Raw genomic sequence first — 15,754 nt, forward strand, 5'->3', positions numbered from 1 at the left:
GTGCGGATGGGAGGATTCGAACCTCCGACCGCCTGGTTCGTAGCCAGGTACTCTATCCAGCTGAGCTACATCCGCATCGTTTACTATTTTTTAAGAAATGGCGGAGAGGGAGGGATTCGAACCCTCGATGGGATTTAAAGCCCATACTCCCTTAGCAGGGGAGCGCCTTCGGCCACTCGGCCACCTCTCCGTTTCTTGGGCGGTATATTACTGTTTGAAGAAAATAAGTCAAACCCTTTTTCAGAAACATATATTCATTTGAACTGTTTTTAATCATATTGCCGACTTAAGCCACAAATATTTTCAATTCACCGTACCGATTTTTGTTTTTTTGCTTTAAAACAATATCACTATTTAAGGTCGAAACGTTTCAGTTTATCCACTTCTGCAATCGACAATGATTTTATTACCCTTAAAAGTACACATGACCACATCATGATATTAAGCCTTCTTTATATAACAGCACCAAAGCATGCAACGTGAGAATAACCATGAATTGAAGAGTGAATTGCAGAATGGATAGAAGAAGGAATAGTAGAATGGATAGAAGGAGGAATAGCGGAGTGGATAAAAGAAGGAATAGCAGAGTGGATAAAAGAAGGAATAGCAGAGTGGATAGAAGAAGGAATAGCAGAGTGGATAGAAGAAGGAATAGCAGAGTGGATAGAAGAAGGAATAGTAGAGTGGATAGAAGAAGGAATATAAAACGAGTACAACGATGAGAGAATCAGCAAAACCTGAGTAAGCTTTGGGGGGACCTAAAGTGCTATACAGAATAATCGAATCATTAAAAGATTGTTCATGGCATACAGAAATAACACAAACCGAAACACGACGAACTCATTCAATAATAGCTGGTCCGGTTATATTCAAAGCTCATAATCAAAGGTTGGTTCATTTTTGTGTCAGACACAAAAAAGCCAGCTTTCACTGGCTTAAATGGTATAACGCTTAACAATTCTGATTTATCAGAAATTGCCACCCTCAGGGGTGCTATTTCCAGATTTTTCAGACTGGATACGTTGATAAATTTCTTCACGATGAACTGATACTTCTTTAGGTGCATTCACACCGATACGTACTTGGTTACCTTTAACACCCAGTACAGTAACAGTCACTTCATCACCTATCATTAATGTTTCGCCTACACGGCGAGTCAAAATCAGCATTCGATTGCTCCTTTAGTCCAATCAGCATACACCAGCTTCTATCCGTAATATGCGCGTTTAATAGTGTTAGCTTAATACAAATCATTAGTGACGACACTAAATCAATAAAATTTTTAAGCTTTTTAGCGTAAAAAATCGAAAATCAAAGAATTTTGGCATTTTAAAAGTCTGCTCGTATCAAGCTGTTAACATTTGCAGACCATTCTTTAGACAAAGCTAAAACAGAACTTTCGCATCAAGTTGCTGCTTTCATCATCAAATTAGCATAAAAATCTATAACCAATTAATTTGTAGTGCTTTGAACCAGATTATACAAAATATTGATGTTGGTTAACTTATTAACCAACATCAATAAATCTACTATGCCAAACCTTAAACAATCACTCAAGCCATAAAGCGACTGAGATCAAAAGATGATGAAATAAAACAGTTTAATCTCTTAAATCATCACCTAAACTATCCGTTAGAACTGTTTTGGTTCATTACTAGCTTAAACGTTCTGTTAACCATGGTTGTACTAACGCTAACGCTTCATCAAGTTTCTCAGGCTGAGTACCACCAGCTTGCGCCATATCAGGACGTCCACCGCCTTTACCGCCAACTTGCTGAGCAACCATAGCAACTAACTCACCCGCTTTCACTTTACCTACAAGATCTTTGCTCACACCGGCAATTAAGTTCACTTTGCCTTCGTTTGCAATACCTAATACGATAATCGCTGAATTAAGCTTTTGCTTTAATTCATCTTGCAAACCACGAAGTGATTTAGGATCTGCACCTTCAAGTTTTTTAACTAATACTTTAACACCGTTAAGATCAATGGCTTCGCCAGCAATATCTGCGCTCGCTGCTGCCGCCAACTTGTCTTTAAGCTGAGACATTTCTTTTTCAAGTTGCTTCACTTTATCAAGCTGTGCTTTTAGTTTTACAACCACAGAAGCTGAATCAGACTTAAGTAATGAAGCCGCTTTATCAAGCTGAGCTTGTTGCTCTGCTACATAAGCCATTGCTGCTGCACCAGTTACTGCTTCAATACGACGAATACCCGCAGCAATACCACCTTCTGATGTGATTTTGAATAAACCAATATCACCAGTGCGGCCCACATGAGTACCACCACAAAGCTCGATAGAGAAATCGCCCATGGTAACGACACGTACTTCGTTGTCGTACTTCTCACCAAATAACGCCATAGCGCCTTGCTCTTTGGCTTCATCAATCCCCATTACTGCGGTTTTCAGTTGATGATTACGACGAATTTGAGTGTTAACCATTTCTTCAACTTGCTTAAGTTCTGCTGCAGTAACAGCTTCAAAATGTGCAAAGTCAAAACGTAAACGTTCAGGGTTTACTAATGACCCTTTCTGGTTAACATGCGTGCCCAATACATTACGTAATGCAGAATGTAATAAATGCGTCACTGAATGGTTTAATTGAGTACGATGACGTAGTTTTTTATCCACTTCAGCGTTAACGGTTTGACCAAGGGTTAAGGTTCCAGCAGTTAACTTACCTTCATGACCAAAAGCCTGACCGAAAATTTGAGTGTCAGCGACAGTAAATACCGTCTCATCAACAGACAGTTGACCTTTATCACCAACCTGTCCACCAGACTCAGCATAAAACGGCGTGTTATCTAATACGATGACAGCGTCTTGTCCTGCGGCAAGTGACTCTACTGCAACACCTTCAACGTAGATTGCTGTTACAACGCCTTGACCATTTAATTCGGTATAACCACAGAATTCAGTCTCACCTTCGATTTTCAGGCCGCTATTATAATCAGTACCAAAGTTACCAGCTGCTTGTGCACGGCTTCTTTGCTCTGCCATTGCTGCTTCGAAACCTGCTTCATCAACAGTAATATCACGCTCACGACAAACATCTGCCGTTAAATCAACAGGGAAACCATAAGTATCGTAAAGTTTGAATGCGGTTTCACCGTCTAACACATTAGTGCTTAACTCGTTTAATGCAGCATCTAGAATGCCTAAACCACGCTCTAGAGTTCTAGCAAATTGTTCTTCTTCCGCTTTCAACGACTTTTCAATAATCGCTTTCGCTTCAACAAGGCCTTTACCCGCATCGCCCATCACTTCGATAAGTGTAGGTAATAACTTGTAAAAGAATGTCTCAGTCGCCCCTAGCTTATTACCGTGACGAACTGCGCGGCGTATGATTCGGCGTAGTACGTAACCACGGCCTTCATTTGATGGCATAACACCATCAGCAATCAAGAATGAACAAGAGCGAATATGGTCGGCAATAACGCGCAATGATTTATTTTCTAAATCTTGTACATTGATAATTTCAGCGGCTTTTTTGATTAAGGCTTGGAATATATCGATTTCGTAGTTTGAGTGTACACCTTGCATAATTGCTGCAATACGCTCAATGCCCATACCAGTATCAACTGAAGGTTTTGGTAACGGCTGCATTTCACCATCAGCTTGACGGTTATACTGCATGAATACGATATTCCAGATTTCAATGAAACGATCGCCATCTTCTTCAGGTGTGCCAGGGCGGCCGCCCCAAATGTGCTCACCGTGATCATAGAAAATTTCAGAACATGGACCACAAGGGCCAGTGTCACCCATTTGCCAGAAGTTATCTGAAGCGTAAGCTGCGCCTTTGTTGTCACCAATGCGAATAATATTTTCAGCTGCAACGCCGATTTTCTTATTCCAAATTTCAAATGCTTCATCATCAGTATCGTAGATAGTGACGCATAATTTTTCTGTCGGTAATTTCAATGTTTGAGTTAAGAAGTTCCATGCAAATGAAATCGCTTCTTCTTTAAAGTAATCGCCAAAGCTGAAGTTACCTAACATTTCAAAAAACGTATGATGACGAGCGGTATAACCGACATTGTCTAAATCATTGTGTTTACCACCAGCACGAACACAACGCTGTGATGTTGTCGCTCGAGTATAACCACGGTTTTCCAAGCCAAGAAAAGCTTCTTTAAACTGGTTCATACCCGCATTAGTAAACAATAACGTTGGGTCGTTATGCGGCACTAATGAGCTACTGTCGACAACTTGGTGTCCGTTGTTACCAAAATACGCTAAAAATGCGCTTCTTAATTCTGTGGTGGTCTGAAACATGAAATCGCCCTAAATGGATAAATTCTATTTATCTTGAAGCTGTATAACAGCTCGAATATTGGCAACATTATATACTTAAACAAACTGAAGGTGCGAGAATCTAGCGGCTTAGATTAGCGATTTTCTTACATTTGGGAGCGATTATGTTAATCGACAATTCAATTTTATGGCCTAAATAGTCCAAATCAAAATTGAAAGGAGCGTTATGACAATATTGCGATAACTTAAATAGTCTATATTTCACGAACCACATGATAACTAGCCTTCATCAAGCTTGACTAGGGAATCATCTGTAATTCACTAATTACCCTAGCGATTTGATGGTGATGGCAAGATCTTAGGGTTATATTCTGAAAATTCCTAGCAGTTCGAAAAGGCAAAACTCTGTTCTAGTTTTAAAGCATTTTTACTAATGACTTACTCGCATTACAAACTATTTCAAAATATAAAAAAATCGCGATTGGCAAAACCAATCGCGATTTATTAATTTCAAGCAAGCTGTAGAGAAACTCGTTTAAAGATAACTTAGTTTATAGCTGTTCGAGTTAGCTTCCTGCTACCTTGGAGTTAAACTCGATTTAAAAAACTTCACCTGTTTCTAAATCAATATTTTCATCAGACTCTGCAGGAGCGGCTTCTTTTTCTTTGCTTAATAGCATTTGACGTAAATTAGTTTCAATTTCTTCAGCTATTGCTGGGTTTTCAACTAAGTATTTACCAGCATTAGCACGGCCTTGACCGATTTTATTGCCTTGATAGCTGTACCATGCACCTGCTTTTTCAACAAGCTTATGCGCTACACCTAAATCAACTAACTCGCCAGTACGGTTAATCCCTTTACCATAGAGGATTTGGAATTCAGCTTGTCTAAATGGCGCAGCAATTTTGTTCTTAACCACTTTCACGCGTGTTTCATTACCCACAACAGCATCACCATCTTTAATCGCACCTGTACGGCGAATATCAAGACGAACTGAAGCGTAGAACTTAAGTGCATTACCACCCGTTGTGGTTTCTGGGTTACCAAACATAACACCAATTTTCATGCGGATTTGGTTAATAAAGATAAGCAGTGTGTTTGATTGCTTAAGGTTACCAGCAAGTTTACGCATTGCTTGGCTCATCATACGTGCCGCTAAGCCCATGTGCGAATCACCAATCTCACCTTCGATTTCTGCTTTAGGTGTTAATGCAGCAACCGAATCGACAATAATCACATCAACAGCGCCAGAGCGTGTTAATGCATCACAAATCTCAAGCGCTTGCTCACCCGTATCAGGCTGAGAACATAAAAGGTTATCAATATCTACGCCTAAGTTTTTCGCATAAATAGGGTCAAGTGCGTGTTCAGCATCAATAAAGGCACAAGTTTTACCTTGGCGCTGTGCAGCAGCAATCACTTCAAGTGTTAAGGTTGTTTTACCAGAAGATTCAGGACCGTAGATTTCTACGATACGTCCCATTGGTAAACCACCAGCACCTAGTGCAACATCCAATGAAAGTGAGCCAGTAGAAATTGTTTCAACATCCATTGTGCGATCTGCGCCCAACTTCATGATTGAACCTTTACCAAATTGCTTTTCAATTTGGCCTAGTACGGCATTTAACGCTTTCTCTTTATTTGGATCTGCTTTCATTCTCTTTATCCCTTTAAGGTGACTCAATTCGACATGCGAACTTGGTAACGAATAAATTTGTCTGTCTAACAATATGAGCTCAGTATACTGTATAATCATACAGTATCAATAGTTACTGTATACTTTTTTGACATTATTTCATTCGTATAATATTTTTATCTTATTAATCAATACCTAATAACCAAAATAAGTTTTAAAACCTCAAAGACCTCATTAAACAAACTACTGTATACACTAGTATGAGCGAATGTAAATTATCGATTTTTCAAAGATTTAATTCGTAATAAATGACAGTACTTGTCTTTCTAAAAGTCACTGTATGAACATCGCTTATTGGGAATCAAACTAAATATTGTTAAGATGAGCCCCGTTTATTATCCCGTATTAAAGCCAGATTAAGAGCAACTACTTAATGACCGTAAATGAAGACCCAAGTTTAGAAAAGCATACCCCAATGATGCGTCAATATTTGACGCTAAAAGCACAGCACCCAGAGATGCTTTTGTTTTATCGTATGGGAGACTTTTATGAATTATTTTATGAAGACGCCAAACTGGCTTCTGAACTATTAGGGATTTCACTTACTGCTAGAGGCAAGAGTGGCGGCAATGCAATACCTATGGCAGGTTTACCCTATCACGCCGTTGAAGGTTATCTCGCCAAGCTAGTACAGATTGGCCAATCAGTCGCTATTTGTGAGCAGATTGGCGATCCCGCTACCAGTAAAGGTCCAGTAGAACGTAAAGTCGTTCGTATTGTTACCCCTGGCACCTTAACTGACGAAGCCTTATTACAAGAAAGACAAGACAACTTACTCGCTGCGGTTTACCAAGGTAAAAATGGCTATGGCTACGCAACCTTGGACGTGTCATCAGGTCGATTTGTCATTGTTGAACTTGAGAATTCAGAAACATTAGAAGCTGAGTTGCAGCGTACTAGCCCTGCAGAGCTTTTATACAGTGAAGATTTAGCTGATAGGCATCTTATCGAGAACCTTAAGGGTATTAGACGTCGCCCTGAATGGGAATTTGATTACGACACTAGTATCCAGTTATTGCTGGAACAGTTTGGCACAAAAGACCTTCATGGCTTTGGTGTTAGCCATGCGCGTTTATCTTTACAAGCCGCTGGCTGTCTTATGCAATACGTAAAAGACACTCAAAAAACAGCTCTACCCCATATCAGCAGCATTACCATGTTTAACCAAGCTGATACGATAATTTTAGATGCCGCAACTAGGCGTAATCTTGAGTTGACCGTTAATCTTTCGGGTTCTCGTGATAACACTCTTGCTTGGGTATTAGATAAAACGGCTACGCCAATGGGCAGCCGAATGTTACAGCGCTGGATCCATCAGCCTCTTAGAGATCAGCAGCACATTAGTCAACGTCAGCAAGCTGTTTCTGAACTTATCGAAACTGGGCTATATGCCGACTTACACCAACAATTAAAAGCCTTAGGCGATATCGAACGTATCATGGCTCGCCTTGCTATTCGTAGTGCTCGTCCTAGGGATTTTGCACGCTTGCGCCAAGCCTTAGATTTATTGCCTGAAATCCAACAAACACTCAGTCACTGCAAACAAGCTGAAATGCAACGCTTAGCAGCTTTATTAGGTGAGTTTCCTGAGCAACAACAATTGTTGCAATCAGCCATTGTTGATAACCCGCCAATGCTAATCCGTGACGGTGGCGTTATCCGTTCAGGATATAATGCACACTTAGATGAATGGCGTGGCCTTAGCGAAGGTGCCAATGATTATTTAGTACAAATGGAAGCCCGTGAAAAAGAACAAACTGGCATTAATACGCTAAAAGTTGGCTATAACCGAGTGCACGGCTATTACATTGAAGTCAGCCGCTTACAATCTGATCAAGTACCATTAAGCTATCAACGTCGCCAGACTCTTAAAAATACTGAGCGATATATCACCCCTGAGCTTAAGGAATACGAAGAGAAAGTACTTTCAAGCCAAGGCAAAGCTTTGGCAATTGAAAAGCAACTTTGGGAAGAGTTGTTCGATTTACTTTTACCCAAATTACATGAATTACAGCAATTTGCTCAAGCAGCATCGGAGTTAGATGTACTCAGTAATTTTGCTGAGCGTGCGGAAACATTAGGGTATAACTGCCCACAAATTAGTAATGAAATTGGTATTCATATAGAAGCGGGTCGTCATCCAGTCGTTGAACTAGTCAGCCAAAGTCCATTTATCGCCAACCCAGTTGCACTGGCACCAGAGCGACGTATGCTGATTGTCACTGGGCCTAATATGGGCGGTAAATCAACCTATATGCGCCAAGTCGCGCTAATCACGCTTATGGCACATATAGGCAGTTTTGTGCCTGCGCAAAAAGCTGTGATTGGCCCCATTGATCGCATATTCACCCGTATTGGCGCATCTGACGATCTGGCATCTGGGCGTTCAACTTTTATGGTTGAAATGACTGAGACAGCAAACATCCTTCACAATGCGACAGCGAAAAGCTTAGTATTAATGGATGAAATTGGCCGAGGAACATCAACCTATGATGGACTATCGCTTGCGTGGTCTGCAGCTGAATACTTAGCTGAAAAAGTGGCAGCGCTAACCTTATTTGCAACTCACTATTTTGAGTTGACTCAACTACCTGAACAAATATCAGGCGCTGCCAATGTGCATTTAGATGCCGTAGAACATGATGACACCATCGCCTTTATGCATGCTGTGCAAGAAGGTGCTGCAAGTAAAAGTTATGGATTACAAGTCGCATCACTTGCAGGCGTTCCAGCTCATGTCATAAAAGCTGCCAAACAAAAACTGCATATGCTTGAAAGTCGCGATTTAGCGAATACACAGAATGTCCCTATCCAAGAGGCACTTAATCTTACCATGCCTGAGCCGCTATCATCAGCTGCGACAGAAAAGCTCGCTCAGATTAATCCTGATGATTACAGTCCTAAACAAGCTTTAGATATGCTGTATGAACTAAAGCGATTAACTAATCTGTAAGACGCTATTGGTTAACTCTTTGATGATAAGCCGCAACAGTAAAATGACGCGGCTTTTTAATCTGAAGATTTGCTTTAAATATTAGTTTTCAAGTGATTTTAATCCACTCGTATCAACACCTTTCATAACTTCTCTCTCTAACGCGTGTTGCTCAGCTAGCTCATTAGTCTTTTTCTGCTGCTGTAAATTTTGTTGCTCAATGCTCATTCTTACCTGACGCTGTATCGATTCTTGCTCAGTTTCACATTGACGAAATCCATCAGACCAACCTTGAGCATAATCTGTTTCACTATTAAAACGGGTTACATCCTTTTTAAATTGATCAAATAAACTTCCCCCAGCTTTATTTCCGCTATCACAACCATCCTGAAAACCATCGGCATAAGCTAAAGGGTAACCTTGCTCGACCATACTATCGCGAGTACTTTGACAAGCTGTAATAATTAATAAGCTCAATGGAATTAATAATAGAATAATTTTACTTTTCATCTTAAACCTCCAATTTCTGAACATTCAGGCAATAAAAAAGGGCATTAATGCCCTTATTTCTCTATATTTCAGAGCACTAGCTTCTAAATAATGCTTCTACTGACAAGCCTTGAGCCCCTAATACGTCTTTCAATCTTTTTAATGCTTCAACTTGAATTTGACGCACACGCTCACGCGTTAAGCCAATTTCAGCACCCACATTTTCTAGCGTAGAAGGTTCATAACCCAGTAATCCAAAACGTCTCGCTAATACTTCTCTTTGTTTAGTATTTAGCTCGTTTAACCATCCTACAATTGAATGAGATAAATCTTCATCTTGTACTTTATAATCTGGCCCAACTGAATCATCATCAGCAATAACATCAAGTAAGGCTTTGTCATTATCGCCACCTAACGGTGTATCTACTGAGGTAATTTTTTCGTTCAGCTTTAACATGCGGCTTACATCGCTGGTAGAGACATCTAAAGTGTCAGCAATTTCTTCTGCCGTTGGCTCATGATCAAGTTTTTGAGCTAGCTGTCTTGCGGTACGTAAGTACACATTAAGCTCTTTAACGACATGAATAGGTAAACGAATGGTGCGGGTTTGATTCATGATAGCTCTTTCGATGGTTTGTCTAATCCACCAAGTCGCATAAGTTGAAAAACGGAATCCTCGCTCTGGGTCAAATTTTTCGACCGCGCGAATAAGCCCAAGATTACCTTCTTCAATAAGATCAAGTAACGCTAAGCCTCGGTTGTTATACCTTCTGGCAATTTTGACAACCAAGCGTAAATTACTTTCTATCATGCGGTTACGAGACTTCTCGCAGCCTTTGAGTGCTTTACGTGAAAAGAAGACTTCTTCTTCTGCACTAAGCAAAGGGGAAAAACCGATCTCACCTAGATATAGCTGAGTGGCGTCAAGATTCTTTTGCAAATCATCTTGAACTTGTTGATCAATATCGGATTGCTGCCCTTCTTTGGCTTTTCCTGCCTTCGGCGCAACCTCTTGTGGTTGTGTGGCTAAATCCATAAGCTCTACTGCGACTGCAGCGTTGTTTTTTTGGCTCATATGGTGCTCTCCCAAACCTGGTAAATTTAAGTAACTAGTGCACTTGCCTATCCTCCGTTTTAATGTGAACTAAACAGTTAACGTTTAGGTAAATAGTTTAATGGGTTTACTGACTTACCATGGAGACGTATCTCAAAATGAAGCATCACCTGGTTGGCCCCTGTACTACCCATTTTCGCAACTGTCTGTCCGGCATTTACATATTGCTTTTCTTTGACCAATATTGAATCTGCATGAGCATATGCACTTAAAAAATCATCGTTATGTTTGATAATCACCAAATTGCCATAACCACGAAGCGCATTACCAGCATAAACAACTCTTCCATCAGCAGCGGCTTTAATGATATCGCCACGTGTACCTGCAACCTTAATACCTTGGTTGCCCTGCTGCGTTGTAGAGAAATACCCTATTATCTTGCCTTTATTCGGCCAGTTCCACTCACTTACTTTATCAGGTAAGCCTGAAACAGGATTTTTCGCTACTTGAACCGTCTTTTCTGGGGTAGTTTTTACAGAATACGCAGGCTTCGCTTTGTGATCAAGCTCTTTTTTTGTGCTGTTTTTATTAGCTGTGGCATTAGCTTGTTTTGTTACTGTGGTTTGTTTTGGCACAGTTTTCTTTACTGGCTTGGGTTTGGCGTTCGCTACAGCAACCGATTTAGATGTGGATTTAACTGTTGTAGGCTTGTAGAGTTTTAAGGTCTGACCAGGGTAGATGGTATATGGCGCTTTGAGCTTATTATAAGCCGCAATATCACTAAAATCTTTACCCGCTCCCCATGAGATAGAGTAAAGAGTATCACCTCGTTTGACTTTATAGCTTCCAGAAGTAATTGAGCCTTTATTATATTTAGGGCCTGCTGAGGAGGAAATGCTTTGCACAGGCGCAGGTGTATGAGCTTGAAAGCTACAGCCTGATAAAAAACTCACGAATAAAAAGACATACAACCAATTGTGATACTTCAATCACTCTCTCCAGCTAAGATGGGAAATATCACCCTAATTAAGCAAGTTCACCATTAATTAATGGCACAAATTTAACAGCTTCAATGATTTGCGAGTTAAACTCATTATTTTGACGGGTTATTTTTAATAGCTGCTGTGAATCCTCACCTACTGGTATCACTAACACACCGCCTTCAGATAACTGGGTTAATAAAGCCTCAGGTACTGATGCCGCCGCAGCAGTAACCATAATCGCGTCAAATGGCGCTTTATTTTGCCAGCCCTTCCAACCATCACCGTATTTAAACGATACGTTATGTAAGTCTAAGCGCTTTAATCTTTGCCTCGCCTGGATTTGCAGTGCTTTGATCCGTTCAATTGTACATAGCTGCGGTACAAGTTGGGCTAAGATAGCCGCTTGATAACCAGAACCCGTACCAATTTCCAACACTTTAACGGGATTATGTTGCAGGAGTAATTCGGTCATTCGCGCGACTATATATGGCTGAGATATCGTTTGCCCTTGGCCAATTGGAAGTGCTGTATTCTCATAAGCTTTATGGGCAAGAGCACCATCTAAAAACAACTCTCTTGGTGTATTAGATACAGCTTCTAATACAGCGCTATTGCTGATGCCTGCTTCATGCAGTTTTCTCGCTAAATTGATAGCTACAGTTGAGGCTACCTGACTCATAATTTGTTTATCCAGTTCTCTAAACCAGCAAGCTGGTTATATGCAGTTAAATCGACGGTTAGCGGCGTAATGGACACGTAACCTTGTTCAACTGTACCAAAGTCAGTATCTGCGCTTGCATCTTGTTCTTTTCCTGGCGGGCCAAGCCAATAGATATCACGCCCTGCAGGATCTTGGGCTTTGATCATTCCTTCAGCTTTATGTCTTGAACCTAAACGAGTGACTTTCATGCCCTTTATTTGCTCTAAAGGTAAGTCAGGAACATTCACATTCAAAATCTGATCGCTATCAATCGGGTGTTCAAGTAGTCCTTGGACAATTTTAGCGGCATATATTGCGGCGCTTCGATAATGGATAAGTTCTTTACCCACAAGGGAGACTGCAATAGCAGGTAACCCCAAGAAACGACCTTCAGTTGCTGCGGCAACAGTGCCAGAATAAAGGGTATCATCACCCATGTTAGCGCCAGCATTAATACCTGAAACAACAATATCAGGCTCAATTTCGCACAGCTCTCTAATCGCTAAATGAACACAATCAGATGGCGTTCCATTAACTGCAATATAACCATTCTCTAAGTTATTAATTCTTAATGGATTAGTCAAGGTCAAAGAATTACTTGCGGCTGAACAATTACGATCAGGTGCGACAACCGTAATATTCGCAATTTGGGCTAATTCTTCAGCTAACGCTTTAATCCCTGGTGCTGTTACACCGTCATCATTACTGACAAGTATATTAATCACGAGTTAGACTCTTGGTTCGTTGCTGTAGCTTCGGCAAGTTTTTGTTGCTGTATCAGTGCATTTTGCTCAGCAACCATCTGTTGACGTTGCACTTCTTGCACATCTTGATAATCCAGTAACTCGCGAAGAACGGATGTCGCGTAACTTCCTGCAGGTAAAATAAATTCGATAACTAAACTGTCCTGTTCAAATCGATACTTCATTGCTTGTGGCTTAAGCAATAATGGGCGGCGTTCCTGTTCTAGACCTGCTTGTTCAAGACCGGTTAAATCTTGGGTTAGCTCTGCTAATGCAGTTTGTTCTACTAACGCTGCATCAGCTTGAGGAAGTACCGAGCCTCGTCCCCACAATGGCGCAGATAATTGAATATCATTATCAGACAAACGCTTTAACGTTGCTGGATCCCACTTTTCAGCCACAAAAAAGCTTTTACTACCTGCAAGCATAACGCAATCTCCCGTAAGGGGCGCAACACTGTGATGGTGTAATCGATAAGAAACTACCTGATTAAATACATTCGATCTTACAGCCGATAAATAGATACTACGCTTTTTGCGATCCTTCACTTTTTTACCAGCCAGCATTTGTTGACCAAAGATTAAGTTTTTACCTTGATGGCCAAAACGTTGTTCACCAAAGTAATTAGGAACGCCAGTTTCCATGACTTGTTGAATGCGCTTTTCAAGGGCATCTTTATCTGACACATTACGTAATGTCAGCTCAAAGCGATTACCTAATAATGCACCGATGCGTAATTTTTTACTGTGTCGCTGACTAGACAGAATCGTCAATCGAGTTTGATTCTGATGAGTTTCATCATTGACATTCCCAACAGAAACTTCATCAACAGGCGTTGATAATGATTGCCAATCTGGGGTTTCTTTACCTGGTATGCGCACACCAAACCACTGCTCAGTCACTGCATTTCTGTCTTTTTGACCTGCATAAGTCACTTCTTTTTGATGCACTTTGGCAAACTTTGCTAGAATTTCAGCGACCTGATTTGTATTCAGGCCTTCTTTGCGAACATGGATCATATGATGCTCACCTTCGCCTGTTGGGCTAAAAGGCAGCATTTCCTTCACGATAAAATCACTATTAAAAGTGCGTAAATCTGCAGTGCAGGTGGGTTTATCAAAAAGGTAATGTAAGGAACTCATGTTTTATTCTCAAAGTATGAAATCAATTTATAGTAAGCGGCTAACTCATCAAGCAAATGGCTAACTTACACAGATAAAAGTTTAAAAGGTAAATCTTAACGGGCAGGTTTATACCAGTTTATTCATTAAGACGACAGACTCAACCGCTATGCCTTCTTTACGGCCTGTAAATCCTAACTTTTCTGTAGTCGTGGCTTTAACGTTAATATTTTCAATATCGGTTTCTAAATCTTCTGCTAAACACATTCTTATCGCTTGAATATGCGGTAACATTTTCGGTGCTTGGGCAATAATAGTGACGTCGAGATTACCAATAACAAACTGTTTCTGTTTGGCTAGATTAAAACAATGCCTTAGTAATACACGGCTATCAGCTCCTGCAAATTCCGCATCGGTATCAGGGAAATGCTTACCAATATCCCCCATTGCCATGGCACCGAGAATCGCATCTGAAATAGCGTGCAAAACAACATCACCATCAGAGTGGGCTATTAAGCCTGTCTCATACGGAACTGTAACGCCGCCAAGAATCAGTGGCTTATCACCACCAAACTTATGTACGTCAAACCCATGGCCAATTCGAATATTCATTATCTTAGATTACCGTTTATTATATGACTGTTATTGCACAATATTTTTATGAATTAACTATTATTAATTAACTCAGCCTATTCAAACCGACTGAATGTTGGCTAAAAACAACTTTGCCAATTGTAAATCGTCAGGATGTGTAACCTTTATATTATCAGCTCTACCTGATACTAACCCAGGATTTACACCCGCCCACTCCATAGCACTGGCTTCATCAGTGATTTGTACACCTTGCTCAAGTGCTGCAGCTAGGTTGTTCTTAAGTTGCTGACAAGGAAATAACTGTGGTGTTAAGGCATGCCATAGGTTGTCTCGACACACAGTTTCTGCAACTTGAGCTGAGTTGGCCTCTTTAGCAACGATACTTCTTTTCATCGTATCTCGAACTGGCATGGCCAATATTGCACCTTGAGGGTGATGATCGCGAGACTGTAGAAGCTTATCGATATCAGTTTGAGTCAGGCAAGGTCTTGCTGCGTCATGCACTAACGCCCATGTATCACCCGTTGCATTTACTTGATTAACGCTTAGTTCGTTTAAGGCTGCAAGAACAGAATCAGCACGTTCATTACCACCAATCACGGTCATGACTTTCGCATGATTAGCTTGGCTAAGGTTGGCAAAAAACTCGTCTTCGGGATGCAGTGCTACAATGACTTTACTGATATTTGGATGCGAAATTAAACTGTCTAACGTGTGGGCTAAAATAGTTTGTTCACCGAGCATTAAATATTGTTTGGGAATAGATGCGCCCATTCTGGCGCCAATACCTGCAGCAGGTACAATTGCTACAACTGATTGCTTTGCAGAATTCATATAAATTACTGACCGAAAGTTGAATTATTACGAGGGTTATTTCCAACAACGCGATAAAAAGTCTCACCTTCTTTGACCATACCCAGCTCGTTACGAGCACGCTCTTCAATGGCTTCGGTGCCACTTTTTAGATCGATAATTTCGGCTTTAAGCACTTGGTTACGGGCGATGAGTTTATCGTTGCTTTCTTGCTGACTGGCAATCTGCTTTTGCAGATTCATATACTGGGAAAGATTGTTCTCGCCTAACCAAAGTCGATACTGCAACAAGCCTACTAAGATAATCAGTAATAGTAAAAGTCGTTTCATAAATCGGTTATCAGCGATAATTATTAGTAATAGTAACGCTA

The 15,754-nt window shown here is 40.7% G+C and carries 13 protein-coding genes and 2 tRNA genes; 1 reads left to right on the forward strand and 14 read right to left on the reverse strand.

Annotated features, from left to right (window positions below; genetic code table 11):
• Position 1 precedes the first annotated feature (1 nt).
• From Q4600_RS03975 to recA, 5 genes are all read right to left on the reverse strand, one after another.
• Positions 2–75, reverse strand: a tRNA-Arg gene (locus Q4600_RS03975).
• Positions 76–98: 23 nt separating this feature from the next.
• Positions 99–190: transfer RNA gene (locus tag Q4600_RS03980), tRNA-Ser, on the reverse strand.
• A 778-nt stretch (positions 191–968) separates the two neighbouring features.
• Entirely contained in the window at positions 969–1,169 is a 201-nt protein-coding gene (csrA, locus tag Q4600_RS03985; protein ID WP_102526966.1) for a carbon storage regulator CsrA, read from the reverse strand.
• A gap of 485 nt (positions 1,170–1,654) precedes the next feature.
• Entirely contained in the window at positions 1,655–4,279 is a 2,625-nt protein-coding gene (gene alaS, locus Q4600_RS03990; protein ID WP_303512995.1) for an alanine--tRNA ligase, read from the reverse strand.
• 578 nt (positions 4,280–4,857) lie between these two features.
• The gene (recA, locus tag Q4600_RS03995) at positions 4,858–5,916 is read right to left on the reverse strand and encodes a recombinase RecA (protein ID WP_102526964.1); all 1,059 of its coding nucleotides are present in this window, start codon (positions 5,914–5,916) and stop codon (positions 4,858–4,860) included.
• Between the two features lie 412 nt (positions 5,917–6,328).
• On the opposite strand from recA, the gene mutS reads away from it, so the two are divergent.
• Positions 6,329–8,908 (forward strand): DNA mismatch repair protein MutS, encoded by a 2,580-nt coding sequence (mutS, locus tag Q4600_RS04000; protein WP_303512999.1) that lies wholly within the window; start codon positions 6,329–6,331, stop codon positions 8,906–8,908.
• 81 nt (positions 8,909–8,989) lie between these two features.
• On the opposite strand, the gene Q4600_RS04005 is transcribed toward mutS, so the two are convergent.
• The 9 genes from Q4600_RS04005 to ftsB form a co-directional block, all read right to left on the reverse strand.
• Positions 8,990–9,397 carry a hypothetical protein gene (locus tag Q4600_RS04005; RefSeq protein WP_248954954.1) on the reverse strand — a complete coding sequence of 136 codons (408 nt, stop codon included), beginning with the start codon at positions 9,395–9,397 and terminating at the stop codon, positions 8,990–8,992.
• A 76-nt stretch (positions 9,398–9,473) separates the two neighbouring features.
• Positions 9,474–10,451 carry an RNA polymerase sigma factor RpoS gene (gene rpoS, locus Q4600_RS04010; RefSeq protein WP_102526961.1) on the reverse strand — a complete coding sequence of 326 codons (978 nt, stop codon included), beginning with the start codon at positions 10,449–10,451 and terminating at the stop codon, positions 9,474–9,476.
• A 77-nt stretch (positions 10,452–10,528) separates the two neighbouring features.
• Entirely contained in the window at positions 10,529–11,419 is an 891-nt protein-coding gene (locus Q4600_RS04015) for a peptidoglycan DD-metalloendopeptidase family protein (protein WP_303513002.1), read from the reverse strand.
• A 37-nt stretch (positions 11,420–11,456) separates the two neighbouring features.
• Positions 11,457–12,092 (reverse strand): protein-L-isoaspartate(D-aspartate) O-methyltransferase, encoded by a 636-nt coding sequence (locus Q4600_RS04020; protein ID WP_102526959.1) that lies wholly within the window; start codon positions 12,090–12,092, stop codon positions 11,457–11,459.
• Positions 12,089–12,838, reverse strand: coding sequence for a 5'/3'-nucleotidase SurE (gene surE / locus Q4600_RS04025; protein WP_229368915.1), 750 nt, complete (start codon positions 12,836–12,838; stop codon positions 12,089–12,091). The genes Q4600_RS04020 and surE overlap by 4 nt, the downstream gene beginning before the upstream one ends.
• Positions 12,835–13,998 (reverse strand): tRNA pseudouridine(13) synthase TruD, encoded by a 1,164-nt coding sequence (gene truD, locus Q4600_RS04030; protein ID WP_102526957.1) that lies wholly within the window; start codon positions 13,996–13,998, stop codon positions 12,835–12,837. The genes surE and truD overlap by 4 nt, the downstream gene beginning before the upstream one ends.
• Before the next feature lie 108 nt (positions 13,999–14,106).
• Positions 14,107–14,589: a 2-C-methyl-D-erythritol 2,4-cyclodiphosphate synthase gene (gene ispF / locus Q4600_RS04035; protein ID WP_102526956.1), complete on the reverse strand. Its 483-nt coding sequence runs from the start codon at positions 14,587–14,589 to the stop codon at positions 14,107–14,109.
• Between the two features lie 81 nt (positions 14,590–14,670).
• Entirely contained in the window at positions 14,671–15,405 is a 735-nt protein-coding gene (gene ispD / locus Q4600_RS04040) for a 2-C-methyl-D-erythritol 4-phosphate cytidylyltransferase (protein ID WP_248954950.1), read from the reverse strand.
• A 5-nt stretch (positions 15,406–15,410) separates the two neighbouring features.
• Positions 15,411–15,713 (reverse strand): cell division protein FtsB, encoded by a 303-nt coding sequence (gene ftsB, locus Q4600_RS04045; RefSeq protein WP_102526954.1) that lies wholly within the window; start codon positions 15,711–15,713, stop codon positions 15,411–15,413.
• Between the last annotated feature and the right edge of the window lie 41 nt (positions 15,714–15,754).

This window comes from Shewanella sp. 2_MG-2023 (assembly GCF_030548905.1).
Classification (GTDB): domain Bacteria; phylum Pseudomonadota; class Gammaproteobacteria; order Enterobacterales; family Shewanellaceae; genus Shewanella; species Shewanella electrodiphila.